Consider the following 19,371-nt stretch of genomic DNA (forward strand, 5'->3'; position numbering starts at 1 on the left):
TTACTTGCCGACGTGGTGGATCAGCGTGCCTTCCGGTTCACCCATGATAACCCGGCGCAGGGCACCCGGCTTGTTCATGTTGAAGACACGGATCGGCAAGTCGTGATCGCGCGCCAGGGTAAAGGCGGCAAGATCCATTACTTTGAGTTCTTTATCAAGCACTTCGTCGTAGCTCAGCTCATGATACAACACGGCGTCCGGATTCTTAACCGGATCCTCGGTGTAGACACCATCGACCTTGGTGGCCTTGAGCACCACGTCGGCTTCGATCTCGATCCCACGCAGGCAAGCCGCAGAATCAGTGGTAAAGAAGGGGTTGCCGGTACCGGCAGAGAAGATGACAACCTTGCCGGCGCGCAGTTGGCTGATCGCCTCAGCCCAACTATAGGAATCGCAAACACCTTGCAAGGAGATGGCAGACATCAGACGGGCATTCACATAAGCACGATGCAGGGCATCACGCATCGCCAGGCCGTTCATGACGGTAGCCAGCATGCCCATGTGGTCACCCACCACGCGGTTCATACCCGCTTTGGCGAGACCGGCACCACGGAACAGGTTGCCGCCGCCGATGACCAGACCGACTTGAACACCCAGCTCAACCAGCTCTTTGATCTCTTGGGCCATCCGCTCCAGTACAGCCGGATCAATGCCAAAACCCTCGGATCCTTGCAGGGCTTCACCACTCAACTTAAGAAGAACACGTCGGTATGCAGGTTTGGGATTGGTACTCATGTCACTGATTCCTGGTCATATAAAGACCGCGACATAAGTCGCGGTCTGGAGTTAGCTAAAACCGGTTCGGTTATGCCTTCTGAGCAGCCGCGATCTGGGCAGCAACTTCGGCAGCGAAGTCAGTTTCCTGCTTCTCGATGCCTTCGCCCACTTCGAAGCGAGTGAAGGAAACAACGTCAGCACCTTCTTTCTTCAGCAGCTCGGCAACGGTCATGGACGGATCCTTGACGAAGGGTTGACCAGTCAGGGAAACCTCACCGGTGAACTTCTTCATGCGGCCTTCAACCATCTTCTCGGCGATCTCTTTCGGCTTGCCGGAGTTGATGGCGATGTCGATCTGAATTTCGCGCTCTTTGGCAACGACTTCAGCGGACACATCTTCAGGCTTGACGAATTGCGGGCTGTTGGCAGCAACGTGCATGGCCAAGTCTTTGGCCAGCTCGGCGGAGCCACCGGTCAGCTTGGTGATAACACCAATGCGGGAACCGTGTACATAGGTACCCAGGTTGTCACCTTCAACCAGCATCACGCGACGCAGGTTCATGTTCTCACCGATCTTGGCGATCAGGTTGGTGATGGTCAGCTCGACGGACTCACCGTTACCGAAGTCGGCCGCTTTCAGGGCGTCAACATCAGCAATTTTCTGGGTCGCAGCGATGTCAGCGATCTTCTGGCCCATGCCCATGAAGCTGGCATCTTTGGCGACGAAGTCGGTTTCGCTGTTCAGCTCGATCATGACGGCAACATTGCCTTCGGTACGGGCAAAGATCACGCCTTCAGCAGCGATACGGCCTGCTTTCTTGGCGGCTTTGGCCTGACCAGATTTACGCATGTTCTCGATCGCCAGCTCGATGTCGCCATTGGCTTCTTCGAGTGCTTTTTTGCAATCCATCATGCCAGCGGCGGTGCGCTCGCGCAGTTCTTTTACCAGGGCGGCAGTAACGTTAGCCATGTCCAGTATCCTCGGTCTTGAATTGACAAGAAACAGGGGCCACAAGGGCCCCTGCTAACCAATTACATCAGCTTGGTTAATAAGGGCTTTAACAGTCCTTATCAATTACTCAGCTTCAACGAAGCCATCTTGTTCGGCTTGAACAACGATGTCTTGAGCGCGAGCTTCCAGTACGGTGTCAGCAGCAGCATTCAGGTACAGCTGAACGGCACGGATCGCATCGTCGTTACCCGGGATGACGTAATCAACGCCGTCCGGATTGGAGTTGGTATCAACGATGGAGACAACCGGGATACCCAGGTTGTTGGCTTCTTTGATAGCGATGTGCTCGTGGTCGGCATCGACAACGAACAGCACGTCAGGCAGGCCGCCCATGTTCTTGATACCGCCCAGGCTCTTCTCCAGCTTGTCCATTTCGCGAGTACGCATCAGCGCCTCTTTCTTGGTCAGCTTCTCGAAGGTACCGTCTTGGCTCTGAGCTTCCAGATCTTTCAGACGCTTGATGGACTGACGAACGGTTTTCCAGTTGGTCAGCATGCCACCCAACCAGCGATGGTTCACATAGAACTGATCGCAGCGGATAGCAGCATCTTTGACGGCTTCAGACGCAGCACGCTTGGTACCAACGAACAGTACCTTGCCTTTTTTGGCAGCAACGGAGCTCACGAAGTTCATGGCATCGTCAAACATCGGAACGGTTTTTTCCAAGTTGATGATGTGAACCTTGCTACGGGCACCGAAGATGTAGGATTTCATTTTCGGGTTCCAGTAACGAGTCTGGTGACCGAAGTGAACGCCGGCTTGCAGCATGTCGCGCATAGAAACTTTAGCCATTTTATACCTCTGTATTGGGGTTAGGCCTCCACACATCCCATGTAACCGACCCCAAAGGGGCACCCCGGTACAGGTATCGATGTGTGTGTGTTATTGATTAGGGTGATGAAACCGGGACAAGTAGTTCCGGTTCCGGCGCGCTTTATACCATAAGTTTGCCACTGGCGCCACCAGCAGCCGCGCTAAAAAAAGGGCAGCGGGGTCGACTCTGCGCCAATGATTTGACCTTGTGATGACAATCACACTGGAAGTCGGCGGGGGTTGCGGATAAAATTTTGCCCTGATTGCAAACGCATCTATTTTTCATTACCTGCTTGTTGTCGGCCATGCCGACGAAGAACCAGGCCGCAAGAGAGATCCCATGTCCATTAAAATCAAGACGCCGGAAGAGATTGAAAAGATGCGCGTTGCCGGCCAACTGGCCGCCGATGTGCTGGTGATGATAGCCCCCCACGTACAGGCAGGCGTCACCACTGACGAACTCAACACTCTGTGCCATGACTTCATCGTCGATGTCCAACAGGCCGTTCCGGCCCCCTTGAACTATCACGGCTTCCCTAAATCTATCTGCACCTCGGTGAATGATGTGATCTGTCACGGTATCCCCAACCACAAGAAATTGCGGGAAGGCGACATCGTCAACCTGGACATCACCGTCATCAAAGATGGCTACCACGGTGATACCTCCGCCATGTTCATCGTCGGTCAGACCACTCCCCTGCGCCGCCAGCTGTGCAAGGTTGCCCAGGAGAGCCTGTATGCCGCCATCAAGCGGGTACGCCCGGGCATGTGCATCACCGAGATTGGTGCCGTGATCCAGCCCATCGTCGAGCAGGCCGGTTTCTCCGTGGTGCGTGACTACTGTGGCCACGGTATCGGCAGCGAATTCCATGAAGAGCCACAGATCCTGCATTACCGCAACAACGGCAAGCTGGAGCTCAAGGCGGGCATGTGCTTCACCATTGAGCCCATGGTCAACAGCAAGAAGTACCACTGCCGTACCAACCCCAAGGATGGCTGGACTGTCACCACCAAGGATGGCGGCGACTCTGCCCAGTGGGAGCACACCCTGCTGGTGACGGAGGATGGCTGCGAGGTGCTCACCCTTCGCCCGGACGACACTATCGACCGCCATATCAAACAGGGTTAACATCAAACCCCGGCCCAGCGCCGGGGTTTTTGTTTTCCAGACGATGAGATGCCATGGACGCCAGCCTGCTTTCCCCCCATCTGCTGCCCGATGATGACCTCAGCCGGGATAACTGCAAAGAGTACCTGAGCCGTTTTCTCGGCTGGTTGCACGCCCGCTTCGATGCTGGCGACAACATCATCGAACTGGTGGCGACCCGCTCCTTGTACATGGATCAGCTGCTCACCCGGCTGTGGCACAAGTTCGGCTTCGATCAGGAGACGCACCTCACGCTCATCGCCGTGGGCGGCTATGGCCGTGGCGAGTTGCATCCCCACTCCGATATCGACCTGCTCATTCTCTATGAGGGGGGGCAGCTCGACGAGGCGCTGGGGCTGCGCATCGGTGAGTTCATCACCTTGCTGTGGGATCTGAAGCTGGAAGTGGGTCAGTCGGTACGCAACGTGGCCGAGTGCATCGAACAGGGATTGGCCGACATCACGGTCGCCACCAACCTCATCGAGGCGCGCCATATCACGGGCAACCTCGGCGGATTCGAGACGCTCCAACAGGCCACCCGCCCCGAGGTGTTCTGGCCGAGCGAAGATTTCTTTCGCGCCAAGCGCGCCGAGCAGGCCCAGCGTCACCAGCAGTTCCTCGGCACCGCCTACAAGCTCGAACCCGATCTCAAGAGCAACCCGGGGGGGCTGCGCGACATCCAGACCCTGGCCTGGGTTGCCCGTCGCCATTTCGGCGCCACCACCCTCTATGAGATGACCAGCCACGGTTTCCTCAATCGCGCCGAGTACCGTGAGCTGCTCGACTGCCAGAACTTCCTGTGGAAGGTGCGCTTCGCCCTGCACATGGCCATCAACAGAGGTGACAACCGCTTGCTGTTCGACCGGCAGCGCACCGTCGCCGAGATGCTGGGTTTCGAGGGGGAAGGCAACCGATCGGTCGAGCAGATGATGAAGCGCTTCTATCAGACGGTACGGCGGGTGTCCGAGCTCAACGAGATGCTGCTACAGCTGTTTGATGAGGCGATCCTCGGCAATACCGCCATGGACGTGCGCCGGATCAGCGACGAGTTCCAGCTCCGTGGCCGGCTTATCGATGCCGTGGACGCCGAGCTGTTTGGTCGCGATCCCGCCGCCATATTGCGACTCTTCTACCAGATAGCCCAGCACCCCGAGATAGCCGGCATTCACTCGGCGACCCTGCGTCAGCTGCGTGAGGCGCGGCGCAAGCTCGACTGCTGGCTGCAAGATATCCCCGAGTGCCGCCGCCTGTTCATGGCGCTGCTGCGCCACCCCAACGGCATAGGCCAGCCGCTCACCCTGATGCACAAGTACGGCATACTGGCGGCCTATCTGCCTCAGTGGAACCTGATCGTCGGCCAGATGCAGTTCGACATGTTCCACGCCTACACGGTCGATGAGCACACCCATCGCCTGCTCAACAACATTCATCACTTCCCCACGTCGGCCAGCCGCCAGACCCATCCGCTCTGCCATGAGATAGTGAACCGGCTGCGCAAACCCGAGCTGCTCTGTATCGCGGCCCTGTTCCACGACATCGCCAAGGGACGGCGCGGGGATCACTCCGAGCTCGGTGCCGTCGATGCCCTGGAGTTCTGCCAGCTGCACGGGCTGGATCGTTACGAGAGCCGCCTGGTCGCCTGGCTGGTACGTCATCACCTGCTGATGTCGGTCACCGCCCAGCGCCGGGACATTCACGATCCCGAGGTGGTGACCGATTTCGCCCAGAAGGTGCGCGATGAGCAGCACCTGGACTTGCTCTACTGCCTGACCGTGGCCGATATCTGCGCCACCAACGACAGTCTCTGGAACGACTGGAAAGGCACCTTGCTGCGCGAGCTCTATTTCACCACTCAGAAGGCGCTGCGTCAGGGATTGGAAAACCCACCCGATATCCGGCTGCGTATCCGTGAGAACCAGCGCCAGGCGCGCCAGCTGCTCAGTCAGCGTCACCTGGACGATGCCTCCATCACGGCGCTGTGGAGCGACTTCAAGGCGGACTACTTCCTGCGCCACAGTCCGGAGCAGATCGCCTGGCACAGCCGTCACATTCTCGAACAGGAGGGTGCAGGCGAGACGCCGCTGGTCACCATAGGCAAACACCCGACCCGAGGCGGCAGCGAAGTGTTCATCTATTGCCGCGATACCCCGAATCTGTTTGCCACCGTCGCCTCGGCACTGGATCAGAAGAACCTCAACATCCACGACGCCCAGATCATGAGCTCGCGCAGTGGCTATGTGCTCGACACCTTCATCGTGCTGGAGCCCAATGGCGAACCCATCAGCCCCAACCGCACCGCTACCATCCGCAAGGCGCTGGAGAAGGCACTGCAAGAACCGGGCAAGCTGGTGCTGCGCAACAAACCCTTGTCCCGCCGTCATCGCCAGTTCATGGTGCCGACCCGGGTGGTGTTCTTGCCCCACAAGGGAGAGAACCGCCACACCCTGCTGGAGCTGACGGCGCTGGATACCCCGGGGTTGCTGGCCCGGATAGGGGCGGTTTTCCAACAGTGCGGTCTCAGCCTTCATGCCGCCAAGATCACCACCATAGGCGAGCGGGTAGAGGATTTCTTCAGCCTGACCAATCGCGACGGCGAGCCGCTGACCCAGGCCGAACAACTCAGTCTGGAGGAGAAGCTGGTCCATCAGCTCAACCCCCAGGAGCAAGAAAGCTGAACCCAGTGACGCTCGCAGACCGCCGGGACACCCTGACCAGCCAGTCCCGGCCGCTTGCTGGACGAAGAAATCGACCCTCCCCCTTAAAACCGGCGGGAAAAGTGTGATACAACAAACGGAATTTTTTAAAGGAACCCCATCATGACCGAGTTGCAACAGATCATTGAGTCGGCTTTCGAGCGCCGCGACACCATCACCCCAGGCTCCGTCGATGGCGCCACCAAGGCCGCCATTTTGCAAGCCATCGAGCTGCTGGACAGCGGCAAGGCGCGGGTCGCCGAGAAGATTGCTGGCGAGTGGGTCGTCCACCAGTGGCTGAAGAAAGCGGTGCTGCTCTACTTCCGCATCAATGACAACGGCATCATCAAGGGCGACGACGCCCAGTACTTTGACAAGGTTCCGCTCAAGTTCTCCGATTTTACTGCCGAGCAGTTCAAGGCAGCCGGTGTGCGCGTCGTGCCGCCGGCCACCGCCCGCAAAGGCTCCTTCATCGCGCCCAATACCGTGCTGATGCCCTCCTACGTCAACATCGGCGCCTTCGTCGATGAAGGCACCATGGTCGATACCTGGGCCACCGTCGGCTCCTGTGCTCAGATTGGCAAGAACGTCCACCTCTCCGGCGGCGTCGGCATCGGCGGCGTGCTGGAGCCACTGCAGGCCAACCCGACCATCATCGAGGACAACTGCTTCATCGGTGCCCGCTCCGAAGTGGTAGAAGGCGTGATCGTCGAGGAAGGCTCCGTCATCTCCATGGGCGTCTTCATTGGCCAATCCACCCGTATCTATGACCGTGAAACCGGCGAAATCCACTATGGCCGCGTCCCGGCAGGTTCAGTGGTCGTCTCCGGCTCCCTGCCCTCCAAATGTGGCAAGTACAGCCTCTATGCGGCGGTCATCGTCAAGAAGGTCGATGCCAAGACCCGCGCCAAGGTGGGTATCAATGCCCTGCTGCGCTCCATCGACGAGTGATGAGTCATTGAATGCAAAACAGGCGCCTTATGGCGCCTATTTTGTTGTTATCTTGCCCCGATGGGATCGGATCGTCATCGATGATGCCAGCCCCTACGCTCTCCTTCTGGAAAAGGGTTCGTGCGGACCTCTTTTTATTTTGGCGGCCCAGTCACAGGCCTGTCGCGCTTTCTCGGTTATCATGGGTGGGCGAGACGGTTTTAAGCCAAGGAAATAGTCGAATGTACGAGAATCTGAAGAGTTTGGGGATCCAGGATCCCGCGGCAGTGGACAGTTACACCCTCCGTCAGGAAGCGAACCACGATATCCTCAAGATCTACTTCAAGAAGTTGAAAGGAGAGTTCTTCGCCAAGAGCGTCAAGTTTAAATACCCCCGACAACGCAAAACCATTTTGGTCGACTCTGGTACCCACCAGTACAAGGATGTCACCGAGATCAATGCCAACCTCAAGTATGTGGTGGATGAACTCGACAGCCTGACCCAGGGGATCCATAGCCAGGCCGACCCTGATATCAAACAGAAGATACTGCGGGATCTGCGCCACCTGGAAAAAGTGGTGGCCAACAAGATCAGCGAGATAGAGAAAGATCTCGAGAAACTCTGATAGCGGCCAGCGCCGCACCAATAGCAAGGGCGCCTGATGGCGCCCTTGCTATTGGCTAAGGTGTAAAAAACCTCTCGCCTCGTCGTTCAGCCGCCTGATACAAGGCACTGCCACTCCATCACAAGCTGCCACGCAAACCGGGCTTTTCACCGCCTTGCCAGCGCAAACACTCAGCGGCCGCAATAGAAAAGGGAGGCTGGCGCCTCCCTTTTCATCTCTGTCTTTCAAGCAAGCGGATTAGTTGCTCTTCATCCAGATATCCATGTCGGTTTTCAGGTTGTCAGACTTGGTACCGAAGATGGCTTGTACACCAGAGCCAGCAACGACCACACCGGCAGCACCCAGCTTCTTCAGGCCAGCCTGGTCAACCTTGGCAACCTCTTTCACACCAACCCGCAGGCGAGTGATACAGGCGTCCAGAGAGGCGATGTTATCTTTACCACCGAAAGCGGCAACCAGAGCAGCAGACATATCGTCTTTGCTTTGGACGGCATTCACTTCCACGGTTTCGTCTTCACGACCCGGGGTTTTCAGGTTCATGGCACGGATGACAACGGTGAACACCACGTAGTAGAGCGCGGCATAGGCCAGGCCCAGACCCACCAGCAGCCACATCTTCTGGGCATTGGGGGATTGCACCACGAAGTCGATGAAACCGTTGGAGAAGGTATGACCGTGGACAATGCCCAGGGAGTTGGTCAGCACATAAGCCAGGCCCGCCAGCAACGCGTGGATGGCGTACAGTACGGGCGCTACGAACAGGAAGGAGAATTCGATTGGCTCAGTAATACCGGTCAGGAAAGAGGTCAGGGCGGCAGAAGCCATGATACCGACGATCTTGGCACGGTTTTCCGGCTTGGCAGAGTGTGCAATGGCAAACGCAGCAGCAGGCAGACCGAACATCTTGAACAGGTAGCCACCGGCCAGTTGGCCGAAGCCGTTGCCAGCGGCGCGAGTCGCGTCGTTAGCAGTCAGGAAGCAGGTCATGATGCCATGTACGGTTTCACCGGCAGCGTTGACACAGGTACCCGCCTGATAGAAGAAAGGCACGTTCCAGATGTGGTGCAGACCGAACGGGATCAGGGAGCGTTCAACCACGCCGTAGATACCGAAGGCCAGTACCGGGTTCTGGTTGGCAGCCCAATCGGAGAAGGCAGCAATGGCTCCGCCAACCGGTGGCCAAATCACCGACAGGATCACACCCAGACCGATGGAGACGAAACCAGTGATGATGGGCACGGCGCGCTTGCCGGCGAAGAAGCCCAGATACTCTGGCAGCTGGATCTTGTAGAAACGGTTGAAGGCCCAGGCAGCCACACCACCGGCGAGGATACCCCCCAGTACACCGGTATCGATCTTGTCGACCCCCATCACCGGTGCCATCACCGACAAGGTTGCCGTCATGATGCCGTAGCCGACGATGGCTGACAGGCCGGAAACGCCATCATTGTTGGTGAAACCAAGGGCAACACCCACGGCGAACAGCAGGGCCATCTGGCCAAACACTGAACCACCGGCTTGCTCCATCAACTGGGAGACGATTTCGGGCATCCAGCTAAAGTGGGCGGCACCCACCCCCAGCAAGATACCTGCAACAGGCAAGACCGAGACAGGCAGCATCAGCGCCTTACCGACTTTCTGCAGGTTGGAGAATGCGTTTTGTAACATGTGTGTACTCCTGAATGATTGTTCCCTAACGGACCCATTCGAAGTTAAGCCTATCACGGGTATGAAAGCTAACCGGAAAAGGGAGATCGGGTGTTTTTATTTTGACGAGAACAATATAACCCAGAGAAAAGGGAAATTCTTTACTCTGGAATTAGCAGATAGGAAATTTGGAGAGGAGATCACAAGATGATTTAAATAAGTCTTTAACGTCGTTTTCTGGTTAAAATTTGGCAACATTACTATATTTCAATTCGATGAAAAGTGCCGTTTCAGATTGCATCTAAATACTGCCAACCGTAATAAAAGGAAACGAAACGTAACTCAATGTAACCACTTAATCATCTTGTGTAGAAACAATATAACCATTAAAAAGGCCCCCGACAATGGAGGCCTGATAAATATAGTGAAGGATAAAAAATCCGTTATTATTTTTGGGATTTTTTCACCGCATCAACGAATACTGACTTGGCTCGGCTAGAACCGCCCCGCTCGGCTTCACTGACCAATTGCATCGCTTTATCGATATCGCCAGCCTTGACCGCTTTCTCGATCTGAGACTGATAGAACGCCTCTGTCTCGCTCAGCATGGCTGGCGCGGGTTTGCTTGGCGCCGTCGCAGCTACAGCGGTTGCCGTCGCGCCAGTGGCAACGACTGCCGTGGTGGCTGGCTTGGCCTGACTCATGGCAACTTTATCGGCATATTCTGGTGTGAACACGGCCTCAATACCCTGTGCCTTGGCCATGTCGGTGACCACTATCTGTACCAGTCCCCAAGGGGAGTGAGGGATCACCGGATCCTTGATATCGGGTTCGACTGTGTTGTTGGCCCGGGCAAAGGCTTTGGCAGGGTGCAAGATGGTGGTGGCACCACTCAACTGATCTGCCGGTGCATAGACCACCATATAGGTTTCGCTCGCGGGATTGCCCGGCATGCTGCGATCGACAAACACCTTGCCCTCGATGCGATCGGCATCCATCAGGTGAGCAGGCTGATAGGAGAACACAGATTCACCCAGTACACGGGTCACCTTGAAATTGGCATCCAGCATGACAACCTTGGGTTGCAGCACAGTTTTGCCAACCTGTGAGGCCAAGCGAATGTAGAGGTTACCCGTGTCTTTGGGCAGACGATAAGCGGCAAAATAGCTCATGCCTTCATCGAAACGGTAGCTGGGTTGCTTGCCATCCAGGCTAAGCAGCGTCTCCCCTTCCGGCAGATTGGCATATTGGAACTCATTGAAACCGGCACAGCAGTTGCTGGCCTGCGACAGGGCCTGCTTGGCCTGATCGGCATTGTCCAGAACGGCCGCATGCTCTTGCAAGGGCACGCCCATATTACCCGCACAACCGGTCAACCAGACGGTCACTGCGGCGGCAATCGACATCTTTACCAGCGTCATTCTTATTATCCCTCTTATCCGGTGGCCGTTACCCGGCGAAACGAAACTGCCCCCAAGTGGGGGCAGTCACTAACTTAACTGAAAGTCGGGCTTACCACCAAGCTTCCGCTTGGACACCGAAGTTCCAGGTGTTGTCATCGTTGTTGCTGCCATTGAAAGTCTGGCCGTTATCGCCACCGGACTTCAGGTAGGAAGCGAACACGCGAATCTCCGGACGGGCCCAGAAGCTGGGACCGGCAGACCAGGCTTGGGCAATGGTGTACTTCTGACCGTTGCGGTCCTGGCTGTCCTGATCGCGGACGTCCTGAGTGTCATGATAGTAGCCCAGCTCCAGAATGGTCTTCTGGATGTCATCCCACTTGTACATGGGACGGATCACGGCAGAGAAGGTATCGGCATCAGAACCAGTCACACCGTTGATGGTCACGTCGTTGGACTGACCATAAACCAGCTGGTGACCAAACTCGACCTTGTCACCGATCGGCAGTACGCCCCAGTTGATGATGCGGAAGCCGTCACCGCTGGCACCATCCTGACTGGTCCAGTTACCGGCGCCGTAGTAAATCGGCAGGGTGGCATAGCTGTCGCTCATGTACTGCAGCGTGGTTTTGTTGAAACCGCCCAACATGTTCTGGGTTAGTTCAGCCGTCAGCATGACACCATCTTTGATGTCGCCATCGAGCTTGTCCTGATCGTCGGTGGGGTTGGCGATGGCATAGTCAGCGCCCACTTCCAGGGAAGCATCGCTCCACAGCGGAATACCGGCGTAACGCACGTCCAGTATGTTGTTGTTCAGCTCACCGGCATCGCTGCGAGTCCAGGCCAGGGACAGTTTGCCCGGACCGGCCTGGATGTTCTCAATCCCGGCACCAGGACCGGACACATCCCAGTAGTAGAAATCGGAGATGTGGATGTCGTGACGCTGGTAGTAACGCTTACCGGCCCACAGGGTGGCTTCCGGGGCAAAGCCCAGCACGCCCTTGGCCTGGACGTTGAACTGACGAAGGGCAAAAGTGGCGTCATCTTCACACTGCTTGGTGTCGAAATTACAGCTGGTGCCAGTACCTTCGAAGTCATTGGACTGGTTGGTGACCATGGCCACCATGGAGTCGACATAGAAGGACTTGCCATCCTTGTTATAAACTTCCTGGCCCAGTTGTACTTCGCCATAGGTTTCGTTCTCGTTACCCAGACGACCGACTTTCTGCTTGTCGAAGGTCTGCATGTCGCCATCTTCGGAGATGCCGACACCGGAACGGAAGTAGCCGTGGAAATCAACGGCGAAGGCGGCTTGAGAAGCCAGGGCTGCGGTAACTGCTGCAGCGATCGGGAGCCACTTTGCTTTCATTTTCATTTTCCTTATTTCCCGCTGAGGAGTGTGTGATCCTTAGGTTTAACTTCCTATCACCATAAAAACGTTTCGGTGATAACCGGGGTCGATTATAGGTAGGCGATATGGGGACAAACATGAGCCAATTCACAAAACAGGGACAAATAGCGCCCAATTACCCCAGTGGGCTAATAATGCCCGTACGAAGCCATAAAATAGCAACAACTCACCCATTAAATCGAAAAATGACCACACAGACACAATCTGAAAACGGTGTCATCAATTAATTCGCATCGAGCAATAAGTAATAAACCATCAAAACAATGACAAAAACATGACTGAAATCGCTTTCAATGAGGAACTTTTAAATTTGAGACTTGTCAGCACGCCACTCTTTTATCTGCACCCTGTTTAAGAGTAAGAGCTCTAATTAATCATAGTAGGGGAAGGAAATAAATGTGTGTGTGAGGAAGGGATGCAGGAAAAATAACGGGCCCAATATGGAGGGCCCGTGTTATCGATTATAAATAGCGATGAGAGTGCATTAATCGGTCAATTCACTGGAGTTGCCCCTGCCACTCTCTTAGCCAGGCCAGTGCGACCACTTCAGGTTCATCGACCACAGTCGCATCAATTTCCAGTCTGGGCTGCAAGGGTTGGGCCCCCAATTCCAGCAGCAAGGTGTCGAGCTGACGACCCGCGCCGCAGAAGTGCTCATAACTGCTGTCACCCATGGCGATCACCGCATAATTGAGCCCCTTCATATAGGGCGCCCTGTCTTTCAGATCGGCGGCGAAGGCTTCCAGATTGGGGGGCACATCCCCCTGCCCTGTGGTTGCCGAGACGAGCAGCAGGAAACGGGTCGGCGAGATGTCCTCGAGGCGGGCCTCTTCATGCAGGTTGCACTCATGCCCTTGGCCCGTCAGTTCATCCATCAGGGTCTCGGCGACCAGGAAGGCGGCGCCATAGACGCTGCCCACTACGATATCTATCTGTGCCATCTTGCCTCCTCGCGTTGGGAATGGTTTCAGCATGCCACAGCGAGCATCCGGGGGACAGGTCAAGAGATCAATACACTGATTTGACTGGTGTTAAGCCGATTCCCCTCAGTAGTCACTCTCGCTGGCTGGCCAGCCCAGCTTGCCAAATAGCGTCAACAACTCGGCACCCAGCGGGGCCTGAATACGCATGGGTACCTTGAGCACGGGGTGCTCGAAGCTGAGGGTACGCGCCACCAGCAACAGGCGCTGGCAGCCAAAATGTTCCCGGAAGAAGCGATTGTGGCGACCATCCCCATGGGTGGTATCCCCGACCATGGGGTGGAAGAGGTGCTCCATGTGACGGCGCAGTTGATGCTTGCGTCCCGTGTGGGGGAAGAGTCGCACCAGGCTGTAACGGCTGGTGGCATGCTGCTTGGAAACCGCATGGGGCAGTTCGACCTGATGCAGACGCCTGAAGCTGGTCACCGCCTCCTGGGCGGGTTTGTCTCGGGTAGCGAGGGCATCGGCTATCTTGTCCAGCTGCTCTTTGAGCGGATAGTCAATCAGTCCTTGCTCGGGAGCCCAGCCGCGCACCAGCGCCAGATACTCTTTGTGTACCCGTCGCCCACTGAAGGCCTCGGTCAGGCTGCGTGCCACCTCGGGACTCAGGGCAAAGAGCAGCACACCCGAGGTGGGTCTGTCGAGCCGATGTACCGGGTAGACATGACGGCCACCGATGAGATCCCGGGTCATCTGCATGGCGAAGCGGGTCTCGCCCTTGTCGAGCCAGCTGCGGTGCACCAGCAGTCCCGAGGGTTTGTTGACCGCCACCAACCACTCATCCTGATAGAGCAGGGTCGGCCTCAGTTCATCCAGCCGTTGCTCATCGGCGGGCAATGAGTCCAAGGATGAGCTGTGGTGCAGTGCACTATCGCCCTCCCCAGCATCTGCCCCTGTGGGTCTCAGCTCATCCCCAGGGGATGAGGGGCAAGTCACTGCTCCACCACTTTGCCTGAGAGCAGCAGATCGAAACGGGCGATGAGCCGCAGCAAGTCAGTCACCTCCGCCAGCTCCTCCTTATAGCTCTCGCTCGCCATGGGATAGAGAGAGACGCTGCTTGGCAAGGGCGCCTGTAGCAGCACCAGCTGCTCCATGCGCGGGATCAGCACGAACTGCAACCATTGATCAAAACTCAGGGTATCGACGCAAAATGGCAGTGTGCTGGCCAACGCCTCTTCACCCGGATTGTCCAGCTGCCAGCGATCCAAACGCTGCAACTCGGCGCTCAGCTCGCCCAGCAGGCCAGCCACTAACAGATACTTGTTCATCATCAACTCCTCACTATCTCTGCCAACCGGGCTCGTTGCACCGGCTCCCCTTTGTCGTCATGAATCACCCGGTGGATGCAAAGCACCACACTGTTCATAGGGCGTATCGAAAGGGGCGCCACTATACACAATCTCACCGGGCTTAGGCAGGGGGCCGCAAGCCCTCACTCCCTCACCGCTGGCTATCTGAAGCAGGCTCCTTATAATCGGGGCCATGACCCATCAGCCATCCCATGCCATGACCGCCATCCATACCCTGACCGACTTCCTGACCCAGGCCGAGACGCAATTCCAGCTGTTTGATCTGGGCCGCCAGGTCCGCCCCCTCGACAACGCCGAGTTTGTGCGCATCGAGCAGCAGGCCATCCCCTACCCCTGGCCGTTGCAGCAACACGCCTGGCTGGGGGTGCATTTCTTTCAAGCGACCGAAGAGAAACATTATCTCTGGTTCCTCAAGTTTGCCCTCGATGAGCGCGGCCTGCTCATCTCGGCCGGCCCCAAGCATTTCATGGATCTGGTCGCCGAGACCCTGGGCTACAAACTCACCGGCGATCTGGACGATGCCACCGCCAAGCGACTGGCAGACAACCCTTACACCTTCCGCCCGGCCGAAGCCAAGATGGCCAGTCTGCACGCCAAGCTGGGACGCCAGCTCGAGCAGGCCCCCTCCAGTTATTATCAGGCGCTGTGCCACTATCTGGCAGCACCCGGGCAGGATGGCTGGCAACAGCTCGGCCTGCAGGGCTTTGCCGACTTCGCCGAGCGCTTGCAGCAAGAGAGCAATCTGGCGCTGGTGTGCAAGGCCATGGCGCGCCTGCCCGATGAGCCGCTCCACGCCCTGTGCCAGAGCCTGGAGAGTGCCGCCCTGCCCCCTGCGCTGCAAGGTGCCTTGCTTGAGCGCCTTGGCAAGGAGCAGGAGTGCGCCTCCCCGGATCCCGAGACCCTGGCCTATCTGTGTCGCGCCTTCGCCGCCAGTGCCACTAACCAGGCTCGCACCAACAAGTTGCTGACTCTGCTGGAAACCCAGCCCAGCCCCAGTCTGTTGCTCGCCATCGCCGGACGGCTCTGGCCGGATCTGCAACAGGGTCCCCTGCTCGATCTCTTCCTGGAACGACTCGCTGACCAGCCGACCCCCTTCTTCAATCAGGTCTTCGCCGAGCTGGTTACCCTGCCACTGCTGCGTCCCCAGGTACTCGCCATCCTGCGCAGTCCGGATCGCAGCGAGGCGCTGAGCCGCGCCATCGGTCGCCTGTTCAACGCCAACTGACCCGGCCTCAAGGAGCCCGTCCATGGAAGAAATGCTCTGGATCATGCTGCTGGTCTGTCTGGCCAGCGCGTTTTGGCACCAGCGGCGTCAGGCCGAGCTGGCCTGGCAATACCTGAGGCGCTACTGCCAGCAGCATGAGTTGCAACTGCTGTCGGTGGCGCGCAGCCACAGGCGGCTTGCCCACCGGCCGCTGCGCCTGCTCACCTGCTACGAGTTTGAATTCAGCAGCGATGGGGAGAGTCACTATCTTGGCACCCTCACCATGCAGGGGCTCAACGTGGCAGGGGTTGAGATCCCGCCGCACCGGCTGCCCGGCGGTGGATAAAATGACCACCCGGGCCAGGGGCTTGTGGCGGTGACAAGTGCCGGATGACTGGCGCTGAGCACGGCCCATTGGACGACCAGGGACCAGGAAGGGAGGCGGGCTGTCTATAATTTAGGGGTTTCATTCAAGGAGAAAGACGATGGACCCCATGGTACATGACATGCCTACCCTCTTTGCCCAGCTGGGACTGGCCAATGATGCGGCCAGCCTGCGTCACTTCATCGACAGCCATAGCCTGCAAAAAGAGATGGAACTGAGCGAGGCACCGTTCTGGAACGCCTCCCAGGCCCAATTCCTGCGGGAATCCCTGCGCGATGACGCCGCCTGGAGCGAGACCATAGATCAACTCGATGTACTGCTGCGCCAGTGAGGCCCCTGTTCGGCAAGGCGCAGTCAGGGTAAGCTCTGGCCGCCCAGCGCCGCCAAGCCGGTGCCTGCCCGTGAGAGAGAACCAGAGGAAGCCCAATGTCATCCGCCGAGATCCACCAGATTGCCAGCGAGCTCAAAGCCCGCGGCATCACCCCCACCACCGCCATGGTCAAGGCGCGCCTGAGCCAGGCCGTGCCCATGGCCGAGCTGCTCAAGAGCCTCAGTCAGTGGAAGCAGGCACAACTCAAAGAGCAACAGGACGAGCCAGCGCCCCATGACAGGCATGAGGGGCCACAACCCCACCAAGAGCCCCTGCCCCATGAGCCCAGCGTGCAGAGCCTCGCCGCCCAGCTCGACAGACTCGAACAGAAGCTGGATCGTCTGCTTGCCCTCATGACCCAGCCCCGCTAAATCAGGCCCAGCTCTCTCCATGTATATTCTCGAACTGACTTTCGAATGCTACCGCGATACTTCCCTCGGCGACGCCGAGCGCGCCATCGTCAATTATCTGGACATGCTGCGCTATCAGGGTCAGATCCTGGGCCGGGAGTTTCCCACCAGCATGCAGCAAGGCCACTTCGTCAGCCGGGTGGTCTGCCCGGAGCAAGATAGCCTGCACCCGGATAACCAGAGTGAACAGGTTGTCCTGGCCGAACAAGGCCTGCACCAGGCAGGCCTGCTCGCCCCCAAGCTACAGCTGCTGGGAGCCGATCTGCTCTCAGATGGCACCGACCCTTGCGGACGACCGAGCTGGTTACTGCTCTACACCAGCTTCCTGCACAGTTGCTCCCCCCTGCGCTGCGGCGATCACTTTGCCCCCGTGCCCCTCTATCGGTTGCCCGCCATCGCCAATGGCGATCAGAAGCAGATCATCAAGTGGCAGGAAGATTGGGAAGCGTGCGATCAGCTGCAGATGAATGGCTCCATTGCCGAACATGTGGCACTGCACGAGATTGGCGATCCCGGCAGCCGCCTGGCTCGGCGTGGTACTGACTTGTGCAAGCGGCTCGAAGCCCTGACCGGCATCCCCGTCTATTACTATCTCTACCGCGTCGGCGGCCTGAGTGCCCCGGAGGAGCGCGCTCGCCCCTGCCCCGGCTGTGGCGGTGACTGGGCCCTGCCAACCCCCCTGCATGAGATCTTCGACTTCCAGTGCCAGCCCTGTCGGCTGATCTCCAATATCTCCTGGGACTTCAAGGATTAGCAGGTTGCGCGCCCGGGCAGGGCTGCGCTCCCCATGCTCCTTCTCCCCAAACACAAAGGGCGTCCGACCGGGACGCCCTTTGCATGGAAACCGACTTGACGCAGCTAGTCCGGCAAGGTCTCCAGCCTCGCCAAGAAGTGCGGCAAAGAGGGGGCCAGTACCAGCCGACGGCCGCTGTCCAACCACTCCAGCCACACTTGCCCCGTCTCGTTATCCAGGGAGATGAGCGTCATCTCGTTGCGGGTCGTGGCAATAAAGAGTGATGGGGAGCGCTTGAGCTTGCGTAGCATCAGCAGGTGACCTATCAGGTTCTCGCGCAGCAGATCGAGATCCTGTTCATTCCAGGGCAGGATCAGCTCCAGCCTCAATCCCTTGAACAGACATGGCAGTGGACGACTGAACCAGTGGCCAAACCACAGCTTGGCACTCGGGTGCAGTTCCAGCTCCAGGGCGCCCTCCAGGGCGGTGAAGTCGGCAGCGTCAGTGCGAGCATGGGGACGCCAGGCGACCAGCCCGCCATTGGCTTCACTCAGCTCACAAGGGGAGCGCCAATCCGGCTCCCACTGACACAAGGGCAGACCCCGTCTCGCCTCACCGTCGCGTTGCCAGCGCGAAAAAAAATGCGCCAGGGCAGACAAGACTTGATCCGACATCGAAATTCCTCACAATTAGCGACAACATTCGCTATTGCACCATCAATCCCATGAGCAAACAAGACAGATACGCCAACGCCCTGCTGGGGCTGAGCCTGGGCCAACAGTCCGCCTACATCAGCCAGTACAGCCCCTCCTTGCTGCAACCCGTGCCCCGCAGTCTGAACCGAAACGATCTGGCCCTGCCGGATCCCTTGCCCTTCCATGGCGCCGACATCTGGACCCTGTACGAGCTCTCCTGGCTCAATGACAAAGGCAAACCTGTGGTGGCGCTGGGTGAGATAAGCGTGCCCGCCACCAGTTTGAACCTCATCGAGTCCAAGTCGTTCAAGCTCTATCTCAACTCCTTTAACCAGACTCGCTGCACTAGCCTGGCGGCGGTCCGCGAGCTGCTTGCCAAAGACCTGAGCGCCTGTGCTGGCGCCGAGGTCGCCGTGACCCTCACTCCCCTGGCACAGGCGCCGCAGCAGATAGTGGACTTGCCGGGCGAGTGCATCGATGACCTCGACATCGAGATCGACAACTATGAGTTCGATGCAGATCTGCTGATCGGGGCCGCCGGTCAAGACGAGGTAGAGGAGACGCTGCACAGCCACCTGCTCAAGTCCAACTGCCTGGTCACCAGCCAACCGGATTGGGGCTCAGTGGTCATCCACTATCGGGGCCTGCGTCTGGATCGGGAGAAGTTGTTGCGCTATCTCATCTCGTTTCGCCAGCACAACGAGTTCCACGAGCAGTGTATCGAGCGGATTTTCACCGACCTCAAACAGCACTGCGCCCCGCAGCAACTCACCGTCTATGCCCGCTATACCCGCCGGGGCGGCCTGGATATCAACCCGTTCCGCAGCGACTGGGAAGAACCAAGTGAGAACCTTCGACTGATCCGTCAGTAAACTCTGGACTCACGGG

General features: G+C 57.9%; 20 protein-coding genes. 10 read left to right on the forward strand and 10 right to left on the reverse strand.

The window, feature by feature from the left end; translation table 11 throughout:
- The 3 genes from pyrH to rpsB all read right to left on the reverse strand — a co-directional run bounded on the left by pyrH (position 1) and on the right by rpsB (position 2,521).
- Complete coding sequence (pyrH, locus tag KYK33_RS14840; RefSeq protein ID WP_042040760.1) at positions 1–735, reverse strand: UMP kinase; 735 nt, start codon at positions 733–735, stop codon at positions 1–3.
- Between the two features lie 70 nt (positions 736–805).
- Complete coding sequence (tsf, locus tag KYK33_RS14845; RefSeq protein WP_005892045.1) at positions 806–1,687, reverse strand: translation elongation factor Ts; 882 nt, start codon at positions 1,685–1,687, stop codon at positions 806–808.
- A gap of 105 nt (positions 1,688–1,792) precedes the next feature.
- A complete protein-coding gene (rpsB, locus tag KYK33_RS14850; protein ID WP_005892043.1) occupies positions 1,793–2,521 on the reverse strand; it encodes a 30S ribosomal protein S2 in 729 nt (242 codons plus the stop codon).
- 361 nt (positions 2,522–2,882) lie between these two features.
- Between rpsB and map the strand changes: the two genes are divergently transcribed.
- The 4 genes from map to KYK33_RS14870 all read left to right on the forward strand — a co-directional run bounded on the left by map (position 2,883) and on the right by KYK33_RS14870 (position 7,938).
- A complete protein-coding gene (gene map / locus KYK33_RS14855) occupies positions 2,883–3,671 on the forward strand; it encodes a type I methionyl aminopeptidase (protein WP_042040761.1) in 789 nt (262 codons plus the stop codon).
- A 53-nt stretch (positions 3,672–3,724) separates the two neighbouring features.
- A complete protein-coding gene (glnD, locus tag KYK33_RS14860) occupies positions 3,725–6,364 on the forward strand; it encodes a bifunctional uridylyltransferase/uridylyl-removing protein GlnD (RefSeq protein ID WP_042040762.1) in 2,640 nt (879 codons plus the stop codon).
- Between the two features lie 141 nt (positions 6,365–6,505).
- Positions 6,506–7,333, forward strand: coding sequence for a 2,3,4,5-tetrahydropyridine-2,6-dicarboxylate N-succinyltransferase (dapD, locus tag KYK33_RS14865; protein WP_224431038.1), 828 nt, complete (start codon positions 6,506–6,508; stop codon positions 7,331–7,333).
- A 221-nt stretch (positions 7,334–7,554) separates the two neighbouring features.
- Positions 7,555–7,938 carry a DUF3461 family protein gene (locus KYK33_RS14870; protein WP_224431039.1) on the forward strand — a complete coding sequence of 128 codons (384 nt, stop codon included), beginning with the start codon at positions 7,555–7,557 and terminating at the stop codon, positions 7,936–7,938.
- Between the two features lie 237 nt (positions 7,939–8,175).
- Here the strand turns inward: KYK33_RS14870 and ptsG are convergent, their stop codons facing one another.
- From ptsG to KYK33_RS14900, 6 genes are all read right to left on the reverse strand, one after another.
- Entirely contained in the window at positions 8,176–9,606 is a 1,431-nt protein-coding gene (gene ptsG / locus KYK33_RS14875; RefSeq protein WP_224431040.1) for a PTS glucose transporter subunit IIBC, read from the reverse strand.
- A gap of 425 nt (positions 9,607–10,031) precedes the next feature.
- Positions 10,032–11,006, reverse strand: a complete 975-nt coding sequence (locus KYK33_RS14880) for a MalM family protein (RefSeq protein ID WP_224431041.1) — start codon at positions 11,004–11,006, stop codon at positions 10,032–10,034.
- A 91-nt stretch (positions 11,007–11,097) separates the two neighbouring features.
- On the reverse strand, positions 11,098–12,354 hold the full coding sequence (locus KYK33_RS14885; RefSeq protein WP_310504049.1) for a maltoporin: 1,257 nt from the start codon (positions 12,352–12,354) through the stop codon (positions 11,098–11,100).
- Positions 12,355–12,893: 539 nt separating this feature from the next.
- Positions 12,894–13,337 carry a flavodoxin gene (locus tag KYK33_RS14890; protein ID WP_042040769.1) on the reverse strand — a complete coding sequence of 148 codons (444 nt, stop codon included), beginning with the start codon at positions 13,335–13,337 and terminating at the stop codon, positions 12,894–12,896.
- 105 nt (positions 13,338–13,442) lie between these two features.
- Positions 13,443–14,213: a tRNA pseudouridine(65) synthase TruC gene (truC, locus tag KYK33_RS14895; RefSeq protein ID WP_224433029.1), complete on the reverse strand. Its 771-nt coding sequence runs from the start codon at positions 14,211–14,213 to the stop codon at positions 13,443–13,445.
- 95 nt (positions 14,214–14,308) lie between these two features.
- On the reverse strand, positions 14,309–14,644 hold the full coding sequence (locus KYK33_RS14900; RefSeq protein WP_042040770.1) for a YqcC family protein: 336 nt from the start codon (positions 14,642–14,644) through the stop codon (positions 14,309–14,311).
- Between the two features lie 238 nt (positions 14,645–14,882).
- On the opposite strand from KYK33_RS14900, the gene KYK33_RS14905 reads away from it, so the two are divergent.
- The 5 genes from KYK33_RS14905 (at position 14,883) to KYK33_RS14925 (ending at position 17,809) form a co-directional block, all read left to right on the forward strand.
- Positions 14,883–15,911 (forward strand): DUF3549 family protein, encoded by a 1,029-nt coding sequence (locus KYK33_RS14905; RefSeq protein WP_224433030.1) that lies wholly within the window; start codon positions 14,883–14,885, stop codon positions 15,909–15,911.
- A gap of 22 nt (positions 15,912–15,933) precedes the next feature.
- Positions 15,934–16,236: a DUF3301 domain-containing protein gene (locus tag KYK33_RS14910; protein WP_042040771.1), complete on the forward strand. Its 303-nt coding sequence runs from the start codon at positions 15,934–15,936 to the stop codon at positions 16,234–16,236.
- 139 nt (positions 16,237–16,375) lie between these two features.
- Positions 16,376–16,606, forward strand: a complete 231-nt coding sequence (locus KYK33_RS14915) for a DUF2789 domain-containing protein (protein ID WP_042040772.1) — start codon at positions 16,376–16,378, stop codon at positions 16,604–16,606.
- Between the two features lie 95 nt (positions 16,607–16,701).
- Entirely contained in the window at positions 16,702–17,016 is a 315-nt protein-coding gene (locus KYK33_RS14920; RefSeq protein WP_224431043.1) for a hypothetical protein, read from the forward strand.
- A gap of 19 nt (positions 17,017–17,035) precedes the next feature.
- Positions 17,036–17,809, forward strand: a complete 774-nt coding sequence (locus KYK33_RS14925; protein WP_042040774.1) for a Zn-ribbon-containing protein — start codon at positions 17,036–17,038, stop codon at positions 17,807–17,809.
- A 104-nt stretch (positions 17,810–17,913) separates the two neighbouring features.
- Here the strand turns inward: KYK33_RS14925 and syd are convergent, their stop codons facing one another.
- Positions 17,914–18,462 carry a SecY-interacting protein gene (gene syd / locus KYK33_RS14930; protein ID WP_224431044.1) on the reverse strand — a complete coding sequence of 183 codons (549 nt, stop codon included), beginning with the start codon at positions 18,460–18,462 and terminating at the stop codon, positions 17,914–17,916.
- A 50-nt stretch (positions 18,463–18,512) separates the two neighbouring features.
- Between syd and queF the strand changes: the two genes are divergently transcribed.
- Positions 18,513–19,355 carry an NADPH-dependent 7-cyano-7-deazaguanine reductase QueF gene (gene queF, locus KYK33_RS14935; RefSeq protein ID WP_224431045.1) on the forward strand — a complete coding sequence of 281 codons (843 nt, stop codon included), beginning with the start codon at positions 18,513–18,515 and terminating at the stop codon, positions 19,353–19,355.
- The last annotated feature ends 16 nt before the right edge of the window (positions 19,356–19,371 follow it).

This window comes from Aeromonas rivuli, from assembly GCF_020149575.1.
In the GTDB taxonomy this organism is placed as follows: Bacteria; Pseudomonadota; Gammaproteobacteria; order Enterobacterales; family Aeromonadaceae; genus Aeromonas; species Aeromonas rivuli.